Consider the following 20,695-nt stretch of genomic DNA (forward strand, 5'->3'; position numbering starts at 1 on the left):
CAACAGACTTTCTACGCCTCCTTTTAGCCTTATCATGACCATTTAAGTAGAAAGTTGTCTCCGTTTAACGCACTTTAAATCTCGTAGGCCCAGCACTCTTGTTGTATGTCGAGCAGCTCCGGCTTACCGCTCTCTAGCTGATAGAGGTGGAATTGGCTTAAAGGGGGCGAATACACATGTAACGTAATGAGCGGTTCATCTCCAGCCTGTAGATTCGATATCTGATGGATATCATTATCTTTACTAACGGTCACACTGCCCTCTTGGAAATGAGTCGACTGAGAAGCAAAAATATGACCATTAGCCGCCGTTTCAAACAGGGTTTCCGTTGCTTGCCCATGTAGAACCTTTACGCCACAAGACGTATTCAAATGATCGTGTATTTTACTTCTTTGCCCGTTAAGCCAGCTCAAAATTAAAACTTCACAGTGGTCATTTTTGAAAAGCCTTTGTCGACAGTATGTTTCTTTATCAAAACTCGCCAACGACTTGATCTCTTCTTTACTCAGCTCGATGTTATCCAATATGAACCGAATGGAAGCCAGAGACATGGGTTTATTCGCCAGCTGTATTTGGTCCATAAACTCTTGGAAATTAAGCTCATAATCGTTATTAATTAACGCGGCTAACGCGGGAGATTGCGTTGGGGTGATATCAGTACGTTGCAAAATACTTACCTCTGATTATGTTTTTGCTCTTCCGAACTCGAAGTTGAAGTTGAAAGCTCTCTTCGAACGATGAAATATGGCTGATTCGATTCAGCACAAGTTGGGAGGATACTAACACCGTTTAAATGAAATTTAACAAGCAATCACAAGTATTTACATTCATATAACAAAAGCATCTAACAACCAATTTGAAGCAACGGAATCGCCATATTGACTTGAGATCTGAATAACTGAGTAATATGAAATAGGAACAACAAAAGAACGGCTTCCATCACGACTACTATTGCGCGTATCAATTAATGAAATTGATTCACAAATCAGAAGAAATCACTCACAATCAAGATCATGGCCACCGTTGAAATCAGTCTAACTGGATACTTATGATTAACCCAAAACTCATCGCCCTACTTCCCGATCTCGCCTCGTTTATCTTAGTTGTGAATGAAGGTAGCTTTACCGCCGCAGCAAAGCAGCTAGGCGTGACTCCTTCAGCGTTGAGTAAATTGATCACACGTCTAGAAAAAGCACTCTCAGTAAAGCTGTTTGAACGTACCACTCGTACATTGATCATCACGCAAGCAGGCCAGTTGGTATACGACCAAAGCGTGGTCATGATTAATGCGGCGCAACAAGCGGTTGAGCTGTCTACCTCTGACCATACTGAACCTGCAGGCTCTATTACAGTAGCGGCACCAGAAGCCTTCTTGAACTCGGTATTGCAGCCTTTCGTTGTTCCATTCTTAAATCAGTATCCAGAGATTCAACTCAAGCTAAGGGCGGCTGATGGCGACATCGACATATTGCGCCAAGGCATAGACATTGCGTTTCGCCTTACCGATAAGCCAGACGAGAGTTTGGTATTGAAAGAACTCGGAAAAACGAACCTCGTGTTATGTGCGAGCCCCGACTATCTAGATGCCAAAGGAATTCCTCACCACCCTACCGAGCTTTCTGAGCACGACTGCTTATACCTTGCAGAAACAGATAAAGACCACATTTGGGACTTTCTTAAAGATGATGAGTTTTACACAGTCCCCGTCAGCGGACGCTACGCTGTGAACCACTCTCAGATGCGACTCAAAGGTGTGAAAGAAGGGCTTGGTGTGGGTATTTTTCATGACTTCGTGATTCAAGATGCATTAGCTGAAGGTTCTGTAGTTCAAGTATTGGAAGATTGGACCATCAAGAGTAATTACCATGGCGCTATCGCGATGCAGTTTGCTCAAACCAAGTACATGCCCGCTCGACTGCGTGTATTCATTGATTACGCGATGGAGCACTTGGGTGACAAATTGGCAGGAGAAATAAACTGATGCTGAAAGGAATACACCACGCCGCCATTATTTGCTCGGACTACGAAGTTTCTAAACGCTTTTATACGGAAGTTTTAAAGCTTGAAGTGATTGCTGAGAATTATCGTGAAGCGCGCCAGTCGTACAAACTTGATTTAGCACTGCCTAATGGCGCTCAAATAGAATTATTCAGCTTCCCTGATGCGCCTGAAAGACCAAGCTTTCCGGAAGCTCAAGGGCTGAGACATTTGGCTTTTTGTGTTGATGACGTTCAACATGCCAAAAGCTATTTGGAAGAACAAGGCATTGAAGTCGAACCGATTCGAGTTGATGAATTTACGGGGAAATCATTTACGTTTTTCGCAGACCCAGACGGCCTACCGCTAGAACTTTATCAGATCTAAAGCTTTATCAAATCTAGAGCTGTACCAAGTCTAAAGTCTTCCTCATAGAAGAAGTGCTCATCTGATTAATAAAACGGACTTTCTCAAGTCGAGAAAGCCCGTTTACGTGTCAATTAACTCAAGGCCGTCTTGAATTTCTCAACGCGTGAAAACAGTAACCAATCCATTAGCATTGCAGTCACAATCGTTGCACCCGCGAGTGGAAACAGTACCGAAATAACAACCACAGTCACCAAGCCTGCTTTCCATAAGCCTGCATCACCAAACTTCGGTGGCGTTCCCAACTTCCTTTGGCCTGAAGGTCTGCGCATCCACCACATGACTCCACCAGTCACCGACACAACGACAAACGCAATGCAGAACAACGCGTTTAGAAGCTTGTTGATGATGCTGATGTCACCTTGGTGCAGAGAAATACCGACGGCTAAGGTTTTGGCGAATAAATTGTAATCTTGCCACGTCACCTCTCCTAGAATGCGCCCTGAATATTGGTCGAGGTGAGTTGTGCGATCTTGGGTTGGGTCGATGATATCGCCTCCCATAGTACTGGCGGCCACGGTATAAACACCCGTTTCTGAACGCGGGAAATTGACTTTATATTGCGTAAAGCCAAGTAAGTGTGCCTTTTCAATAACGTCATCAATCTCGAAGCTGCTAGCTGACAACACATGCTGAGAGTGGTCTTCATCCATCTTAGAATGGTCATGAGCTTCAGACGCTTCTTCTACTTGGTGGACGTGTTCTGCTGGCTTATCTTGAGACAAAGGCAGTGGCGTTTGCTCTAGGTTCCAAGGCATTTCCTCTTCAGAGCCATGATTTAAAGAAGCATGCGTTTCATTAGACAGGGGAATGTCGTCCCACATTTGAGCAGGAAACGTACTCCATGCTTGCACTAGCTTACCGCCCCAAAAGCCAGTCCATGATAATCCCGATAGAATAAATAACAGAAGAATGAATGACAGTGTTCCACCGATGTTCGCATGCAGATCACGCATTAAAATACGCGTTCCTGAACCAAATCGAAGCTTAAGAAAACCAGCGCGGCTCGCGTTATCTCTTGGTAGCCATAAGTAGATGCCACTGATAAGAAGCAAAATCGATAAGCTGATTGCGACTTCAATTAGGTAATCACCCCAATCACCAATCAACAAAGTGCCGTGGATGTCATTCGCGAGTTGGTACAGGCTATCGCTGCGTGGAATTTCTCCGACCACTTCGCCAGTGTATTGATTCACCGTGGCGAAAACGGAAGTACCATCTTCAAGTGATACAGAAAATCGGTTCGCAAGATCAGGGACTTTACTCGGTACAAACTGTGTCACCGTACCTTGTGGGTATTGATTCTGCACTGCAGTTAACTGTTGTGAAACCTTAATAGGGTCGCCCGATGCAACAATCTCTATGGCTTCGTGGTGGAAAGCCAATTCGATTTCATCATCAAACAGCATGACCAAGCCTGTAATGCTCAGCATTAGCATAAACGGGATAACGAATAGCCCGGCATAGAAGTGCCAGCGCCAAGTGAGGAAGTTGAGAGTTTTATTGCGGTCTTTGCTTTTTATATTGGTTTCCGAACCGGTTGTTGCACTGCTTGTAGACTGCGAAGTCGCTTGTGCTTTCGCAGGGGTTTGAGATTCATTTCTCAACATTATTATTTCCTTTGACACACGCAAACATACCTTCTGAAAAATCAGAAAGTAATCTGAGCATGTTTAACTTTACTTAATACTTTATTTTTAATTATTTTAGTGGGTTAGGTTTAAGCAATACCAAAGGGAGGGCCGCGCGGGGCTTGTCTCGTGTAGCGTTCGCTTAGAGCCAAAAAAGCGTAGCTGTCTGAGACAATAGAACTCAGTCGAGTCGTCAGTAGTGTAGTTGGAAGTTCGTCTTGATGAAACGTGGAAAAATGGCTAAAGGGACACGGCTTTCCTTTGTGAGTATTGGGCTCGCCTTCTTCAATTTGAACCAGTTCAAAGCCGTTGACCGTACATAACGACGCCCATACTCCCGCACTATTACCATGAGCATTGATAACAGGCATTAACGTCACTAGCACCCAGCTTAATGCTGTAGCGAGTAATATGGAGAAATTGAACGAGGTTCGGCGCATTATTCCTAATCTTTATAAATTCCCCTTATTATGAGGCACTTGTTATATAGGTAAACGTAAAGATTAACATCAGGTTAAAAAATTGAAGCTAACGCACACTCTTTTTAGTTAATAACTGGTTACAACGAAAGAGCCAAGAAAATGTGGCGAAACTCTACATAACAAACTGTTTATAAAAAAGACAATAAAAAACGCCGCCTTACACCTTCTTGATAAGAATAATGTAAGGCAGCGTTTTAGAAATCGAATCTTGAGGTTTTGCTCTTTGTTACGTATCTAGCAAACTCAATTGATTAGCAGATTAACCGAAGATCTTGCTCCAAATGCTTGGATTACGCTTCTCGTGATACTCTTCACGAAGGCCATCGATAGTACGAAGCTCTTGCTGTGCAGATTCAAATTCACCTTGGTCTAGCTTCTTCTCAATGCTATCAATCGATGCACTGATCTTTTTGAAACCTTCCATGAAGTGTTCTTCTTTCTCAATTGGGTAAACACCCGTTTTGAGCTCAGCAACTAGCGTGTCGATACGTACGATAGGCTTTTGCATCTCTTCAATGTTTTGAGCTTCTGCCGCTTGTTTGAACGCAAGCTTCATTTCTTGCATGTTTTTCTTAAGGTCAACATTAGCAAAAGCGTTGCCAGACAATAGCGAAGCAGCGATTAAGCCAGATAAAAGGATTGAGCGAGTTTTCATTGTTTCTCCAGGTGAAGCGATGTCTTTGAAGATAGCGCCATCGTTGTTGTGGCACTTCGACTTTATTATTTTCGGCTAGTGTATACAAAAATCCGTCGGGCACAAAAATTGATTGTGTCGAAATGCAAACTAGCTAGCTAACCAATGACTAAAAAGTATAAAGTAACGGACATTCCATCACTCAAATACCGAAAATTCAGCAATAGATTGGCGGCCACGCAATGCTAAAAATGCCAAAAACTGCTGTGGCGAATGAGTGACCACTTTATTCGAATCCACACCTACTTTATCTAACAATGCAGCGACTAAGTCCAAGCCACCGACATCTACGCAGAAATGCGCATCGCTACCTGTGGTAATAAACGCACCCTTCTCTTTCGCTATTCTTGCAATCTCATAACAGCGGTCAACACTGCCAACTCGGCTATTGCCTTTGAGTGTGGTGTTGTTGATTTCAATCGCAACGTTATGTTCCGCCGCACATTGAATCACAGCTTCAAAATCGAAATCAAAATTTGGGTTTCCTAAGTGACCAAGTGCATCAATTCGACCACCTTTAATCACATTCAACAATGCTTCTGTATGGGTAGCGACATCCGATGGGCGAAATACTGGCTCATGAAAACTCGCGATCACCCAATCCAGGTTCTTATCCACACTCGGATGAATGTCGATTTCACCCTGTGTGTTCATGATGTTTGACTCAACACCTCGAATAATTGCGACATCTTCAATAAAACGAGGGAGCACACGCTGATTGCTGAAGAACCAATAGTGTGGCGCGCCCGGCATTGATTCTGAATGATCAGTAGTACAAAACATGGCTAAACCGTTTTGCTTCGCCGATTTCGCGTTTTCGATCAGCGTGCTGTAAGCATGGCCACTTGCGTATGTGTGGGTGTGGGTATCTACTTTTAGTTCCATGAATCAATGCTCTCTTCGCTTGGTCAAAAAACGTTTTTCAGAAAGTAACTCAGAGTCTCTGTCTGGAAAGGAGTGCCTGCACCTTTTTCTGAAAAGGAGTGCTTAATGGCAACAATTCGACCAGTTTATCAGCTGAAAGTGACAATTAGCACCTAAACATAAGGGTTTCTTGTGAGTTCATTTACACAGCACGATAATACGTGGCTAACCAGACGACACTAACGCTTTTCTTATCTAAGTAAAATCGAACATACTCGGTAATTACGCCAATTTTTTGCAACCTACCCAAGTTCGTCAATACTTAAACCAGTCTACAAACTGGAGTGTTAGATGAGAAGAAGACGATATCCGCTGAGTATCCACATCACTAGCCTTTTCTTAATTTTGACCACTCTTGTCGGTACCGTACTGATTTCGATAAGTTATCGGCACTCTCAAGAACTGCTTTTAGGCACCGTGCGCGAAGTCAGTAATGAACATCGCGATAAGCTGGAATCGGTATTTAAACAAGCTATTGCCCCAGTCATCACAACCTTAAACGTGATGGCAGTGAGCCCGTTTGTTGCTCATCAAACCTCCTCCGTCGAAAAAGAATCTTGGCTTGCTTCGGTCGATATCATCTTCAAACAAAATACCAATTTAGTCGCTCTGTTCTATGGCTCTGAAGATGGCAATTTCCGAATCTTTCGCCCTCTGAGTTCCATTAAACAGAGAGCCGACAACAACGCTCCCGCCAAAGCGACCATGATGGTCAGCAGCACCAATCTAGATGGTGAAAACTTTATTACCTTTCTCGATGGCGCACACCAAGTGATCAGTACCCGACAAGCCGAGAGTAAGTTCAACCCCACGACTCGACCTTGGTTTCGTAACGCAAAGCCTGACGGCTCAATACAACTCTCTGAGCCCTACCTGTTCTATTTCCTGCAAACCAATGGCATCACGCTTTCTAGACGTTCTTTGGATGGCAAGCATGTCGTTGGTGCCGACTTCACGTTGAAATCTCTCTCTTCCCAGATCAGTGAATTGGCCTACTCTCCACAAACCCGACTCGCTCTATTCGATCAACATTTCAATCTTCTCGGCCAACATCAACTTGATCTATCGATTCCCAAGCTTACCTCCCAGCCTAACGACACAAGTAAAACTGAGAAAACGAATAACCAAACGACAGGGAAACTCTCTGGCAGTGAGCAAGACCAAAGCTTCTTTAATGTGCCCAAACGTGAACAGATGGAAGCATTGAAAGCATCCGTCATAGCACCACTTATCTCCGACGAGGAGAAATTAAACCTCAACCTAAAAAACGTTGAGTACAACTTAAACACTTGGGCATTAACGCTAACGCCTGTTGAGCTCACTCAGAATGTCACTTTATATTTGGCAGAGGCTACGCCACACAATGAGTTGCTCTCTGATCTTATCTCGATGCGTGACAAGCAAGTCGCCGTCGCGATTGGGATGCTGTTCATCTGCTTCGCTATCGTATGGTTTGTTGCTAATAGACTGTCTCAGCCACTCAATACACTGATGCAACTCACCGACAACATCGCACGATTTGACTTCAGGCGAACTCATTATCCCAAAAGCATGATTCAAGAAGTGGCTAACCTCGCCCACTCAATTGAGCTGATGGAACACACGCTTCATGATCTTATTACGCTACTTCGAGACACGGCAGGTAATCAGGAGTTTTCGATATTAGCCAAAAATATTGCTCATCAAAGCTATTTAATTACCAAAGCAGAAACCATCGTCCTCTTCACTCAATCAAAAGAGAAAGATGTGTTTGATACGGCCGCGAACCTCGCTATTCTTCCCTTTAAGGCCGACATCAATGACTTCATCAAGCACACCCCTTGGTTGCTGTGCCAGCTTAAATCTGGAGAAACAATCCACTTAAACCGAGAAGACAATGTTCTCAACTATTACCAAGATTCGATCTTCAATTCAGATCTGTACCTGTTTCCACTATTAAACCGTGAGAAGCTGTTGGTGGGTATCGTCGCAATTGGCTATGAAAGACCGATTACCAAGATGCAGGCAGACAAGCACGCCTTCTTACGAGAACTGCTCAGCTTTGCGGAAATAGCCAAAGATAACATTGACCAAATGCAGCAACAGAAAGACATGCTTAATGCCTTTATCGAGTTGATTGCATCGGCGATTGATACCAAGTCACCTTATACGGGCGGGCATTGTCAACGAGTGCCTGAGCTCACCAAATGGCTAACTCAAGCAACCATTGATGATGCCCGTTATTACCCGCAATTCTCATTGGATAGTAAACAGTGGGAAGAGTTAATGCTCGCCGCTTGGCTTCATGACTGCGGCAAGGTAACCACACCCGAGTATGTCGTAGACAAGGCAACAAAACTTGAAACCATTTACGACCGAATCCACGAAGTGCGAATGCGTTTCGAACTGTTAAAACAACAGGCTGAAACCGACTACTGGAAAGCTATAGCGAACGGAGCGCTTCAAGAGGATCAGCTTAAGATCCTCGAACAAAGCTTGTCAGAATTGGATGAAGAATTTGCCTTTGTTGCTGAATGTAACCTTGGTGGAGAGTCGATGACGGACGAACAACTAGAACGCTTAGACCGAATAGCCAAGCGCCAATGGAAACGAACACTCGACGATCAGCTAGGGTTATCTTGGTCTGAAAAAGAGAGATTCAATGAACAACAAGACACGACAAAGAAGAGTGAAGCTGAGCCAGCAAGAAAAGACCAAATACTACCGGTGATGGAACCGCTACTTGCCGATAAGCCTGAGCATAAAATACCGTGGGACAATGGCTTTAGCCCTGCTGATGTATGGCAAGAAGCGTTTGTGCTTAAGCCAGGAGAGGTCAAATACAACCAAGGTGAACTGCACAACTTGAAAGTTCGTCGTGGCACGTTAAACGATGAAGAACGTTTCATGATCAACGATCATATTATTCAAACCTTCACCATGCTTAACAAACTGCCTTATCCGTCTTACCTCCAGAATATCCCGGATATCGCCAGCGGACACCACGAGCGTATCGACGGTAAGGGCTACCCAAGAGGCTTAAGCGAAGACCAATTACCTCTACCGTCCAGAGCGATGGCCATTGCTGATGTCTTTGAAGCGCTCACCTCTAGTGATCGCCCGTATAAGAAAGGCAAACTCCTAAGCGAATCACTCAACATCATGACCGACATGGCCACCAGCGGTCATATCGATCCCAAGCTGTATTTGCTGTTCTTAGAAAACAAAATCTACGACAAATACGCTGAGCGATTCCTAGAGACTAAACAGCGTTGCGAGATTGAACCAAACGAACACATCGACCGAGTCAAAGAGTACATACGCTCATTGTTTTAAGTTTGAGCTAACCATTTAGTCTTTAGTCTTTAGTCTTTAATCTTTAATCTTTAGTCTTTAGCCTATAGCCTATAGCCTATAAGGCCAATGATTAGCTTTTAGCCGCAGAATCCAACACCGCAACGTCCACTACAGTCGTTACCGTAGCTACAGTCACTGTGACTCGCGGTGTTTGCTTGGCTTTTGCTTTGCTGTGTCTCTTTGCTAATAGCGTGTTGGTGATACTCGCCACAACAATCAGATTAATGCCAATCATCTGCTGAGTAGAAAACACATCATCAAAGAACAAACCCTGCCATAAGGCGCTAAACAGCATGTTAGTAAAAATCAGTGGTGCCAACTGGGAGCCACTATCTGCAAGCTTATAAGCCTTGGAGCGGAAGATTTGAGTATTGATGGTAAACAGTGCGAGTCCAAATGCACCAAGTCCAATCCAACGTAAGTCATCAAACGATAGCAAAGTCGTTAAAGCTCCATACACACTATCCCCCTTAAGTACATCTGGTACAGCAGAAACAGAAGTAAACACTAGCATAGGTATAACGAGTATTGCCGCGACTAAAAAGGTCCATGCGTTAAGCTCTGCTGGTGTCAGGCTGGTTTTAGATGCTCGGTACAGACTCACTTGCGAGCCAGAATTAAACACACCCGCTAGAAGTCCAAGCAATAGTGCAGGTCTAAAGAACTCCGAACCAAACTCAAACTGCGACCAATCCCCTGCCATCATCACTACGCCGAAAAATGTAATTGCTAAACATGCGATAGTCGTTGTATGAATCTTGGTTCCGAATATTAATTTTTCTAACAATGGAATAAACAACGGACCCGTACTGAATAACACCACACCTTCAACCAGCGTTAAGGTTTGTAGTGAAGTAAGGAAACACCACTGACACGCCACCATAAAGATCGCTCGCATCACTAAAGGTTTCCACATATCGAGTGAAGGTTTCGTTATTTTGTAAAACATCAAGAATAAGAATAAGAACAGACTCGGTAACAAAAAACGCACAAAACTGAGTAACGAGACTGGCATCACTTCAGATAGATACTTGGCCATCAAGCCACTCAAAGACAAACTGAACGTCGACAACAACATGAAAGTCGTCGCCTTGGTAATATCAGACATAATTATCACCTCCTATGACACCTATTTTAGAAGCGTGACGTGATGAAAAATAGCGAGTAATATTAACCATAACTGTAAGGAAAACTTACCAATGAAAAAACTCGTTCCGCTTAAATCCGTTTATGCTTTCATTGCTGTTGCCGAAACAGGCAGCATGACCGACGCCGCGCGGGTGCTGTACGTCAGTCACTCCGCGGTAAGCCAATCCATAAAGTCGTTAGAACAACTGGTCAACAAGCCTTTGTTTCAACGAGTCGGCCGTCGTGTTGTTCTTAATGCCGCAGGTAAGCGTTATTACCGCAAAGTTGCTCCCGCACTTGAGCAAGTGATAGAGGCGACCGAAGAGCTTGCCAGAACACCTAACGATCACCGTATCACTCTCAATATGGTGAACTCACTCGCGATGCACTGGTGGATCCCTCGAGTCCCCGAATTCCAAGCATTTGCTCCCTCTCTTGATATCCGTATTTCGACATTAACAGGCCCTTTCGATATCGAACAAGAAGGTGTCGATATTGCCCTCGTACATGGCAAACCTAACGAGTGGGACAGATATTACAGCGAAAAGCTCGGTGACGATGATCTTGTATTGGTGTGCAGCCCTGCACTATTGAAAAACCAAATGGGGTTAAGCGTTGAACAACTGGTGAAACAAAACCCAACCATTGGTGCCTTTAACCCAAGGCGACAGCATGACTGGCAGGTGTGGTGTGATCATTACCAAATACCAATGCCGACGTTCCACAGTAACTTGACGTTCGATGTCTCGATTCAAGCCGTGCAAGCTGCAATTCGTTCATTAGGTGTGTTGGTAACGCATCGCTTGTTTGTGAAAGATGACATCAGCCATGGGATGCTAGTAGAGCTGGGCGAACCCGTCGCGAACCCACACCAAGATTTCTATTTTGTTTGCCCAAAAAACAAATTAAAACAAGAAAGTGTGCTAAAACTGAGAACATGGTTGAGGCATGAATTCACACGCTCAGAGACAACACTAAACGATGACATTCAAGAACAAGACCAAACTATCAATCAATAAACGAGTAACAACTCAGCAAGCTTACAAGAGGCCATTATGATTATTACCACCACTCAATCTGTTGAAGGCAAACGCATTGTCGATTACAAAGGGGTTATCGCCGGAGAAGCCATTCTAGGGGTGAACGTTTTCAAAGATATGTTTTCAGGAATTCGTGACTTTGTGGGTGGACGTTCTGGCACCTACGAGAAAGAATTAGAAAAAGCACGCAACTACGCATTCAAAGAGTTGGAGCAAAAAGCGATTGAAGCGGGTGCCAACGCGGTGGTAGGTGTCGATATAGATTATGAAGTATTAGGGACGGGTAATGGCATGTTGATGGTATCAGCGAGCGGCACGGCGGTTGTCGTCGCTTAATCGCCTAGTCGCTCAATCGCTTGGTCACTTAAGATCTCAACACATGATCACTTGGGCACATAAGATGTTGAGCACCTAATCTATTAAGCTATTGAGCTATTAAGCTATTAAGCTATTGAGCAATCAGGCAGCCTAATGAAAACTCGTTCCAACCCTTTGATGATTAGCCGCCAGAGGGTTAGAACGGTTATAAGCTGATACTTAGCTTGATGTTACTCGTGCAACCTTTTGCCCGGAGAGCATGTCATCAAACGAGGCAACTCTCGCCAAGAATGCACCTTTATTTTCAGGTAAGATAGAACTCGCTAAAGGTAAGTTCGCTTTCATCGAATCCACAGCTCTTCCACGCACCAGTACTTCAAAATGCAAATGCGGCCCGGTTACGCGACCAGTCGTGCCTGACAACGCAATTTTCTGCCCACGCTTAACCTGTTGCCCCTTCTTAACCAAGAATCGGCTCAAATGCAGATAGCGAGTTTTGTAAACACTGTTATGTTCAATCACTATGTATTTCCCCGCATACGGGTGGTTACGAATAGCAATAACTCGACCGTCACCGGTTGAATAAACTGGCGACCCTACGGGTGTTGCGAAGTCAGTACCATTATGCGGAGATATACGTCCGGTCACTGGGTGCTTACGGTACGGGTTAAATGGCGAAGTAATTCTTCGGAATTGTTTGTCTATTGGGTAGCGATTGAACGCTTGCTCAAGGCTGTTACCCTCTCTGTCGTAGAAGCGTCCATCTGGAGCAAGAAACGCGGCCACTTCCTTACCTCGTAACCTAATCGATATGCCTTGGATCTCTGTTTTTCCTGTTAGATGGTCGCCTGTGTATTGCTCATTGACCAACACATTAAACTCATCGCCCGCTCTTAACTGCTTTGAGAAGTTAATCTTGTCTCTCAACGTTCGAGTAATATTGGCGATCTGGGCGGTTGTTAATCCCGCTTTGTATGCTGACGTTGAAAAACTGCCATGAACGGTGCCCGTATAGAGCTTTTCTTTCCATTCACTAGGCATTTCATGAAATTGGTAATTAAAGCTTCCGTCATCATTTTTAGTGAAGACAGCTTGCTCTACGAGACTTTCATGGAAAATCAGCTCTACGAGTTGTTTAGAGTCACTATCCAAAAGCAACTCTAGGTGATCGCCGGGCTTTATTGTATCGAGCTTCAAAGACTCAAGATCCGCTTCCATCACTTTTTGAACTGTCTCATAAGGCAGTTTCCATGACGAAAAGATGTTGCTTAGCGTATCGCCAACTTTAACAAAATAATGGACCTTAACCAAAGAGTTGGGAGTCGCTTGCGATTCAATGGATCCCTCATCATTCGGTTGAGAACCTTGATAAGGTGTTATTTTGATTGAGATTTCTTCTGGTGCTTCGGATTGAAAATGGAGCAAAACGGAAAGCGAGAATGCACTGATAGCGATAACGATCAGGCCAATAGGGAGGAACTTCATAAAATACTTAGCGGTTATAACAAGGAACTTGGCAAGTGTTATAACATAACAATTAATTCAAAAAAATAAACGTAATGTAAGAAACCGTTCCACAAAAGTTGCCAAAATATGGTGGGCGTGTGAAGCCCACCACCTTAAATGACATTACTCTTCACAAAGCGCTTCAAAACGATCTAAGCCGCGCAGCATCTCAAAGTCTGGCTCTTCAGCTAGCAACTCTCTCATTGAACCACTCGCTTCAATAGAACGCTCTAAGTCATCGATCGCTTGGCCTTCAGCACCTAACCTTGCGTAAGCACAAGCACGTTGGTACAAGGCGTGAGCGTTTTGATCGTCCACTTCCAACACGCGATTACATAAGCTCATCGCCCAGTGGTATTCCTGCATGTCCATTGCGGCATCAGCTTTGTAAGTGAGCGCCTCTAAATCACCAGGGCGGACTTTTAAGATCTCATCGTAGATTTCAATTTTTTGCTCGGCAGTTTGAACATTCTGAGCCCTCAACCACAAGTTGTGAATCTCATTGATGATTTCGATTTCTCGGTTGTTCTCTGAGATGATTCGAGTCTTACGCTTAAGATCCCTTTCAAGAAGGTTAAACTTCTTCTCATAGTCTTGAGCAATCGAATTAAGTCGCTGGTCAGCCATTTCCTTGGTGGTGTGTTTGAGATCTTTCAGTGATTGCCAACCCACCAGTGCAATTAGGGAGGCAACACCGGCAATAATGTAGAAGAAGTAGGTTACGGTTACATTGGCGTAATTCAGAGACTTGTCTGCCACAGTCAGTTCCCGGTCAGTCATCTGAATGGTCAAGCGTCTTTCAAGATCCTGCTGTTCCATTCGAAGCTGCTTCAACTCATCCAAGATATAGCGTTCCATCAGCGGTCTATCCAAATACTCTTGTTCCGAGTACTTAACCTCTTCGCTTGCAAAACTCATCGTGCTGAACACCGAGATAACTGCAATCAATAAGATTCGAAGCATTATACATTCCTTATATATTTATCTTTAGACTAACTGTATCTCGTAATAGGCATACAAGCTAGGAAGTCGACAAGTTTGCTATGTCCATATTGGAATTAACACTCTAAAATATCATTGATAATTATAAAACACCTGAAGCAACATCATTAATTTCTAAATTATAAAAATACCGCGTAATACTGTTCTATATAATTAATTCGCGATGCGAATATACCAAGAGTTGATTTATTGCATCGAGATGAATCTTATATTAATAACGATCAGAGCGAGGTTAATTTGAACAATCCACGATACGATTTAATGAGCCGGGTGCTGCACTGGGTCATGGCATCTGTCATCATCTATGCAACAATCGCAGGGTATGTGATGCACTATGTCACCAGTCATCCAGAACTGTTTTCTTTTCTGTCAGTGCTCAACATGTCATTGGCGACCATTGCGACGCCATTATTCGTGGTTCGTTATGTCTGGAGTTACTTCCGGTCATCGCCAACCATGCCACTGTCTGTACCTGAAGGGCAAAAATGCGTTGCTAAACTTGCTCACTCCCTGATGTATCTAGTGATGTTTATGGTTTTCAGCACCGGTTATTTAATGCTGAAAGAACCTTATTCGTTATTCTGGTTGGTTAGCGTGAATAACCCAATTACCGACCCTGCAATCAACGGCTTCTTTTTCTATTTACATCGTGCCAGTTGTATTGCCCTAGCCTGTTTAGTTGTTCTTCATGTTTGTGCTGCACTTAAACACCACTTTGTCTCTAGGAACTATGTATTGAAGATGATGCTTTAAATTTTGGAGGGATATTTAAGTAATATAAGTGATGTTCTCAGTATTCGAGGTAATCATCTGCTTTAAAAAATACAGCATGGTTTACACAAACAAAAAAGCCATAGCATGCTCGCTATGGCTTTCTTATTTCAATTTGATTACTTGGTTTGGGTATCAAGCATCACTTGCCAGTATTCACACTTGGCCAAGAACTCTTTTAAATAAAGCTCTGGGTTCGCTAGCTTCTCACCGCCTTTAACATCAGCCCCAGTCACACGCCAAAAGCCACGAGTTACCAAGTTTCGGTGATAAATAAAATCGCTGATTTCATTTGTCTTTAAAGGAAGTTGCTCACCAAATGTCTGTTCGTATAGGCTCAGCGTAGAGGCTTGCTCACTTGGCTTTTCCCTTAAAAAGGTATCCAAATCCAAGCCTAGTGGCTGCTGTTGTTCCTTTGGCAGTGCTTTAACTAATTTAGAGATAACACTGAACAGAGCCAACTCAACTTTTTGAGACGCTAATAACGATGCACCTAAAAGCGCATGTTCATTGGAAATGTGTTGCTCTGTTGATGAAACGGTTGCTGTTGTCACTGTGTTAACCTCAAATAATCATAACGGGTGTTACTGAACTGGATAGAGTCTTTTCATTAAGCTGAATCTTATTCTTGTCATTAAGAAGAATCTTACAGTTAAGCTGAGTCTTGTAGCTAAGCAAAGTCTTGCAGTTAAGCAGAGTCTTTCAGCAGAACACGGTCAGCATCAATAATGGTGAAGCCCGATGCATCTTCATTCTTTTCGACTTGCACTAAACCTTTAAAACCAATCTGCGACAATTTCTTCGCAAGGTGATCCGGTGCTGTTTCAAAAACAACATTCATAAAAGGTAAAGACTCAGCATCAACAAAACCATGCTCGTTAAACAGTTCCATTGCTTGAGATAAATGGTCTGAGTCGGTTAATTCGATAATTTCTACAACTTCTTCCAACAACATCTTCGATTCCATATTCGCCAGAAAGTGACTGACACGAGCACTTACGTTTTGCTCGCATACATCCCGATGCCCGAAGACACCCCTTTAGTAGTAGGGAGATCATAACATATTAATAATCGAAAAATATGTTTAATTTCCCTAACCTATTGGGAATATTAGAAAACAATAGAAACTGGAGAAGCATAGACAAGACCAGTTCGTCTCATCGAAAGCAACAGCCGATTTGAGGCAATCAAGCTACCGTAACTTGAGAATCGCCCGTTTCGACAATCGATTCCTTCAATAACCCGGCGTAAATTCCATTATGTGCGACTAGCTGTTGATGATTACCTTGCTCAACAATTTCACCCTGTTCCAATACCAGAATCGTATCCGAGTGACGTACTGTACTCAAACGGTGTGCAATCGCAATCACGGTTTTTTCCTTAAACAGACGCTGCATCGCTTTTTGAATCAGGTCTTCAGTTATTGAATCTACCGAGCTGGTCGCCTCATCAAGCATCATCAGTTGTCCACCTTGTGCAACCGCTCTAGCAAACGAAATAAGCTGCGTTTGCCCTACCGACAAATTGGAGCCGTTCTTTTCCAAGTGGAAGTCATAACCTTGTGGCAATTGTTCAATAAACTTATCGGCATAAACATAGCGCGCCGCCTGTTCAACCTCAGTTCTAGATAGATGCGTTTTACCCAGCGCGATATTGAATTGGATTGTCTCTTCAAATAAATGTACGTCTTGCATCATCATTGAGAACAAATGAGCAGAGTCTTCACTAGAGATCTGCGACAGCTCTATTCCATTCAACAAAATGCTGCCTTCATAGTCTTGGTAGGTTTTAGAGATCAGACGCAGAATCGTCGACTTGCCCGACCCCGTCGAACCGACAAGCGCGATTTGATGCCCTTTCTCCAATACAAACGAGACATTCTTTAGAACATAGGGAGAGTCGTCTTTGTAACGGAAGCTCACGTTCTTAAACTCTAAGCTCACAAAATGTTCGAGCTGTTTCTCTACCTTGTTAGATGGCAGCAGGTTGCGTCCTTCCTCTTCAGTCGGCTCAACAAACAGCTCTTCAATATGGTCAAACGCTGCAAATGAACTCTGAATCGAAGCAATCTGCGAAGTAAAGTCACGGATCGGAACAAACACTTTCTCTAAGGTGTTGATGAACGCGATCAGCACACCCAATGTCAACGCACCTTCAATGACTTGCTCTGAACCGTACCAGATCATAATTGCGATAGTGATTGAGGTGATGCCAGAGATAAACGAAAACAAAATCGCATCGTATTTATTGATCTTCTTCTGTGCTCTCAGAAACTCATCGGTATAGCCTTGGTAGCGTTGTTCGACTTGCTCTTCCGCTCGATACATCTGAACGGTTTTCATACCAAATAATACTTCTTGTAAAAAGCCAATACCGCGAGCGAGCGAAGAACGAGTCACCTTATACAAAGCGCGAAGTCGGTTTCTCACATACACCGTCAAATACATCACTGGCGGCATGATAATCAACACAATCATCGTTAACTGCCAGTCAATGAAGAACATCATCACCAACAGAGCAATGGTATTGATGCTGTCTTTAACTAGACCTACAACCGACTGAACAAATGTCTCGCCGATGGTTTCCAAGTCACTGGTTAATCGTGAAAGTGTTACGCCAATCGGTGTGTTATCAAAATAGCTACGTGGCAGTTTAAGCACGCGAGCAAACAACACTGAACGCATGTCGGTTATCGTATATTGACCCGTTTTACGCAGGTTATATGAATAGATAGTATCCACCACATAACTCGCCACCAGAACTGCGACTAGATAGAAGACGTACTCGAGCAGTCCATCCATATCCCCATGGCTCAGATGTACATCAATCACTTGAATGATCAGCCAAGGAAACAATAAGCTTGTAATGACAGAGAGCGGAAGCATAGCGATGCCCAGAATCGCAGAGCGTTTGTATTTCTTAGCAAACTTAAAAAAGTGCTTGAGGTACTTGAGATCAACACCTTTTAACATGCTGCTGCCTCCGTTTCATTCTGCTGTAACTGCCATGTATCGTAATAGTAATCGCACGTTTTCAATAACGTCGCGTGGTCGCCCTTCGCGATCACCTTACCTTCGTTCAACACGATGATTTCATCCATATATTCAAGGGCATTAACACGGTGTGAAACCACAAGTACTGATTGATTTTCCAAGCGCTTAAACAAGCCTTCCAAGATCTTTCGTTCTGTTTCATAGTCGACGGCCGATAGAACGTTGTCCATGATGATCAGATCGGTGGGTTGTAATAAAGCGCGAGCAATGCTTAAACGCTGCTTCTGACCGCCTGACAGCATGATCCCTTTCTCACCGACTAAGGTTTGGTCACCATGCTCAAAACGAGTAACGTCACTCGCCAACTGGCTGAGATCCAGCACTTCATCAACCTGACTCTTTGCCAAGTCAGTATCTAAGCTGCCAAAGCGGATATTGTCCTCGACGGTTGCTGAAAACAGGAAAGGGTCTTGAGTCACGGTTTTCACGTAACGGCGCAAGTCACTGCGTGAGAAGCTAGTGACATCTCTTTCGCCAAGAAAAACCGAACTTTCTGGTACATCCAAATGATGGTTCAAGCAGTTCACTAATGTCGTTTTACCCGCTCCGATTCCACCTAGCACACCCACTTTCTTACCAACTGGAATATCAAAGCTGATGTCATCAAGAATCAGACGGTCTTCACCTGAATAGCTGAAGCTGAGGTTGCGAACGGAAAACGTTTTTCCCTTCAGCGATTCAACATCTAACTCAGTGAGTTTATCTTCATCAAGCTCGGGAACTTTGGCATTAAGAATAGTCTGTGCACTCTGAATACCTACCATGCCACGCTGATAAATGGTCGCGATTCTGCCAAGCTGCATCAATGGCATAGCCAGTAAAACCGAGTAAGTTAGGAAAGCAGTAATCTCACCGAGGGTTAGCTCTTGTCTCATTAACATGTAGCCACCAAGCCCAAGAATGATGATTTTCATCAGGTCATTGGCGTAGTCGAGTACCGGCATAAAGAAGACTTGAATACGTGTAATTTTAAGGCGGCACTCAAGCAATAACTGGTTAAGCTTTTCAGTTTCGGTTTTCACCCAAGGTGACATCTGCTGGCTCTTAATCAAATCAATCCCAGACAGGTAACTCATTAGCTGAGCAGACAAGTTTTGTAGACGTTTCATGTGCTCCAAATGCAGTGTTTTCATACGCTTGAAGCCCACACGGAAAATCACAAAAGCGATTGAGATAGGAATGATCGAATACAGTGTGAGTTCTGGCGATATGCGCCACATGTAAAGAGGCGTCAGCGACAACGCAAGCAACGCATTGAAGAACTGCAAGAAGCCGACACCAAACAGCAGTCGGATACCACTAAGGTCGTTATTGATAATTGAGATCAATCGACCTGAAGCAAAACGTTCATGAAAGCTGCTTGGTAAGCGATTCAGCTTTTGTAGAAGTGTACTTTTGAGTGCTGCTTCAGTAATTCGCCCCGGATTAAGCGCATAGATACGAGACAGAATTCTCACCACCACCATGGCGACAGACATGCCGACTACAATCCAAACATAGCTTTGCAGCTGCTGATGGCCAGTTGAAGAAGCGTCATCAATCAAATCTATCGCCAATTGGATGTAACGAGGGATCTCTACTTGTAACCAGTTGACGAGAAAAATGAACACAATCGCCAGTAAGTACGAGGTGCGATTCATGCGCAGATAATGGGCAATAAACTGTCTTTTATTCATAGTATTCTTTGTTTAGGGCAGGCTCACAGCGAGAACTAGCGATATGACCGGGCATCTAAGCTAGATAGGGTCATCACTGAGGTAAAGATACATCAAAAACACTTAGTTGACAATATCAACCATATTCAATGATTGATTACCGCTATTACATTTTAGCATTGCTAGAAACAACTTTGCCGCCAAAAATGGCGGCAAATATCTGATTATATGAAAAATTCGCTTTAAAGAATAACGTCTACCTGCCCGTTTTCAATATCCACTAAACGCTTCACTTCACTTCCCATCGCTGATGGATACCATACCTCTACCCAAACTCTATCGACATGATTAGGAAGAAGCAGTGTCGTAGAAAAATCAATGTCCTCATTTATCGGTGTTCTCAACACTTGTGAGGTGTAATCGACAACCTCACCATTAAAATCAGTGTAGATACTCATAAAGCCTCGAGAGCTTTGTGAACTTGCTACGTCAACGCTCACAACAACCTCTCTTTCGGTAGAGAAGTCAAAACCTTCCGGTACGGATAGCTCTACTGATTTCAGCGCTTGTTGTACAGGTGTAACGCTAGAGGTAACCGCGTTGCTGACCCCAGCAGGAGCGCTACTTGGAGGGGCTACTGAACTTGGCGTTGAAGTGGTTGAGCCGCCACCACCACCTCCGCCACAAGCAGTAAGAAAGACCAAAGTTACACTACTCAGCATTAGTTTAGTTGTATTCATAAATCCTCCTTG

At 43.7% G+C, this 20,695-nt stretch carries 19 protein-coding genes; 6 read left to right on the forward strand and 13 right to left on the reverse strand.

Annotated elements, in window-relative coordinates; genetic code table 11:
- Positions 1 to 74 precede the first annotated feature (74 nt).
- On the reverse strand, positions 75 to 668 hold the full coding sequence (locus AACU28_RS06615; protein WP_004730201.1) for a cysteine dioxygenase: 594 nt from the start codon (positions 666 to 668) through the stop codon (positions 75 to 77).
- A gap of 380 nt (positions 669 to 1,048) precedes the next feature.
- On the opposite strand from AACU28_RS06615, the gene AACU28_RS06620 reads away from it, so the two are divergent.
- Positions 1,049 to 1,981, forward strand: a complete 933-nt coding sequence (locus AACU28_RS06620) for a LysR family transcriptional regulator (protein ID WP_004730200.1) — start codon at positions 1,049 to 1,051, stop codon at positions 1,979 to 1,981.
- The gene (gloA2, locus tag AACU28_RS06625; protein WP_012600386.1) at positions 1,981 to 2,364 is read left to right on the forward strand and encodes an SMU1112c/YaeR family gloxylase I-like metalloprotein; all 384 of its coding nucleotides are present in this window, start codon (positions 1,981 to 1,983) and stop codon (positions 2,362 to 2,364) included. The genes AACU28_RS06620 and gloA2 overlap by 1 nt, the downstream gene beginning before the upstream one ends.
- A 113-nt stretch (positions 2,365 to 2,477) precedes the next feature.
- On the opposite strand, the gene AACU28_RS06630 is transcribed toward gloA2, so the two are convergent.
- The 4 genes from AACU28_RS06630 to AACU28_RS06645 form a co-directional block, all read right to left on the reverse strand.
- A complete protein-coding gene (locus AACU28_RS06630; RefSeq protein WP_121602620.1) occupies positions 2,478 to 4,013 on the reverse strand; it encodes a PepSY-associated TM helix domain-containing protein in 1,536 nt (511 codons plus the stop codon).
- 110 nt (positions 4,014 to 4,123) lie between these two features.
- Positions 4,124 to 4,474 (reverse strand): hypothetical protein, encoded by a 351-nt coding sequence (locus AACU28_RS06635; protein WP_121602621.1) that lies wholly within the window; start codon positions 4,472 to 4,474, stop codon positions 4,124 to 4,126.
- Between the two features lie 301 nt (positions 4,475 to 4,775).
- On the reverse strand, positions 4,776 to 5,171 hold the full coding sequence (locus tag AACU28_RS06640) for a cytochrome b562 (protein WP_004730193.1): 396 nt from the start codon (positions 5,169 to 5,171) through the stop codon (positions 4,776 to 4,778).
- Between the two features lie 177 nt (positions 5,172 to 5,348).
- Positions 5,349 to 6,095 carry a phosphatase gene (locus AACU28_RS06645; protein ID WP_102442205.1) on the reverse strand — a complete coding sequence of 249 codons (747 nt, stop codon included), beginning with the start codon at positions 6,093 to 6,095 and terminating at the stop codon, positions 5,349 to 5,351.
- Positions 6,096 to 6,425: 330 nt separating this feature from the next.
- On the opposite strand from AACU28_RS06645, the gene AACU28_RS06650 reads away from it, so the two are divergent.
- A complete protein-coding gene (locus AACU28_RS06650) occupies positions 6,426 to 9,449 on the forward strand; it encodes an HD domain-containing phosphohydrolase (protein WP_121602622.1) in 3,024 nt (1,007 codons plus the stop codon).
- A gap of 91 nt (positions 9,450 to 9,540) precedes the next feature.
- Here the strand turns inward: AACU28_RS06650 and AACU28_RS06655 are convergent, their stop codons facing one another.
- On the reverse strand, positions 9,541 to 10,578 hold the full coding sequence (locus AACU28_RS06655) for a DMT family transporter (RefSeq protein WP_121602623.1): 1,038 nt from the start codon (positions 10,576 to 10,578) through the stop codon (positions 9,541 to 9,543).
- Between the two features lie 91 nt (positions 10,579 to 10,669).
- Here AACU28_RS06655 and AACU28_RS06660 point away from each other — a divergent pair, with 91 nt between their 5' ends.
- Both AACU28_RS06660 and AACU28_RS06665 read left to right on the forward strand, forming a co-directional pair.
- On the forward strand, positions 10,670 to 11,617 hold the full coding sequence (locus AACU28_RS06660; protein ID WP_102444931.1) for a LysR substrate-binding domain-containing protein: 948 nt from the start codon (positions 10,670 to 10,672) through the stop codon (positions 11,615 to 11,617).
- 36 nt (positions 11,618 to 11,653) lie between these two features.
- Positions 11,654 to 11,974 carry a heavy metal-binding domain-containing protein gene (locus tag AACU28_RS06665; RefSeq protein WP_004730185.1) on the forward strand — a complete coding sequence of 107 codons (321 nt, stop codon included), beginning with the start codon at positions 11,654 to 11,656 and terminating at the stop codon, positions 11,972 to 11,974.
- Positions 11,975 to 12,175: 201 nt separating this feature from the next.
- On the opposite strand, the gene AACU28_RS06670 is transcribed toward AACU28_RS06665, so the two are convergent.
- Both AACU28_RS06670 and AACU28_RS06675 read right to left on the reverse strand, forming a co-directional pair.
- A complete protein-coding gene (locus AACU28_RS06670; RefSeq protein WP_121602624.1) occupies positions 12,176 to 13,441 on the reverse strand; it encodes a peptidoglycan DD-metalloendopeptidase family protein in 1,266 nt (421 codons plus the stop codon).
- Positions 13,442 to 13,585: 144 nt separating this feature from the next.
- A complete protein-coding gene (locus tag AACU28_RS06675) occupies positions 13,586 to 14,425 on the reverse strand; it encodes a tetratricopeptide repeat protein (RefSeq protein WP_102442200.1) in 840 nt (279 codons plus the stop codon).
- Between the two features lie 300 nt (positions 14,426 to 14,725).
- Between AACU28_RS06675 and AACU28_RS06680 the strand changes: the two genes are divergently transcribed.
- The gene (locus AACU28_RS06680; protein WP_121602786.1) at positions 14,726 to 15,217 is read left to right on the forward strand and encodes a cytochrome b; all 492 of its coding nucleotides are present in this window, start codon (positions 14,726 to 14,728) and stop codon (positions 15,215 to 15,217) included.
- A 137-nt stretch (positions 15,218 to 15,354) separates the two neighbouring features.
- Here the strand turns inward: AACU28_RS06680 and AACU28_RS06685 are convergent, their stop codons facing one another.
- The 5 genes from AACU28_RS06685 to AACU28_RS06705 form a co-directional block, all read right to left on the reverse strand.
- Complete coding sequence (locus tag AACU28_RS06685; protein ID WP_121602625.1) at positions 15,355 to 15,789, reverse strand: hypothetical protein; 435 nt, start codon at positions 15,787 to 15,789, stop codon at positions 15,355 to 15,357.
- 134 nt (positions 15,790 to 15,923) lie between these two features.
- Positions 15,924 to 16,190 (reverse strand): hypothetical protein, encoded by a 267-nt coding sequence (locus AACU28_RS06690; protein WP_017082440.1) that lies wholly within the window; start codon positions 16,188 to 16,190, stop codon positions 15,924 to 15,926.
- 232 nt (positions 16,191 to 16,422) lie between these two features.
- Positions 16,423 to 18,207, reverse strand: a complete 1,785-nt coding sequence (locus tag AACU28_RS06695) for an ABC transporter ATP-binding protein (RefSeq protein WP_121602626.1) — start codon at positions 18,205 to 18,207, stop codon at positions 16,423 to 16,425.
- Positions 18,201 to 19,964 (reverse strand): ABC transporter ATP-binding protein, encoded by a 1,764-nt coding sequence (locus tag AACU28_RS06700; protein WP_102463191.1) that lies wholly within the window; start codon positions 19,962 to 19,964, stop codon positions 18,201 to 18,203. Before AACU28_RS06700 ends, AACU28_RS06695 begins: the two co-directional genes overlap by 7 nt.
- A 221-nt stretch (positions 19,965 to 20,185) precedes the next feature.
- Positions 20,186 to 20,683 (reverse strand): hypothetical protein, encoded by a 498-nt coding sequence (locus tag AACU28_RS06705; protein WP_004730171.1) that lies wholly within the window; start codon positions 20,681 to 20,683, stop codon positions 20,186 to 20,188.
- Positions 20,684 to 20,695 lie beyond the last annotated feature (12 nt).

The sequence above is a fragment of the Vibrio sp. SBT000027 genome, from assembly GCF_963894355.1.
In the GTDB taxonomy this organism is placed as follows: Bacteria; Pseudomonadota; Gammaproteobacteria; order Enterobacterales; family Vibrionaceae; genus Vibrio; species Vibrio splendidus.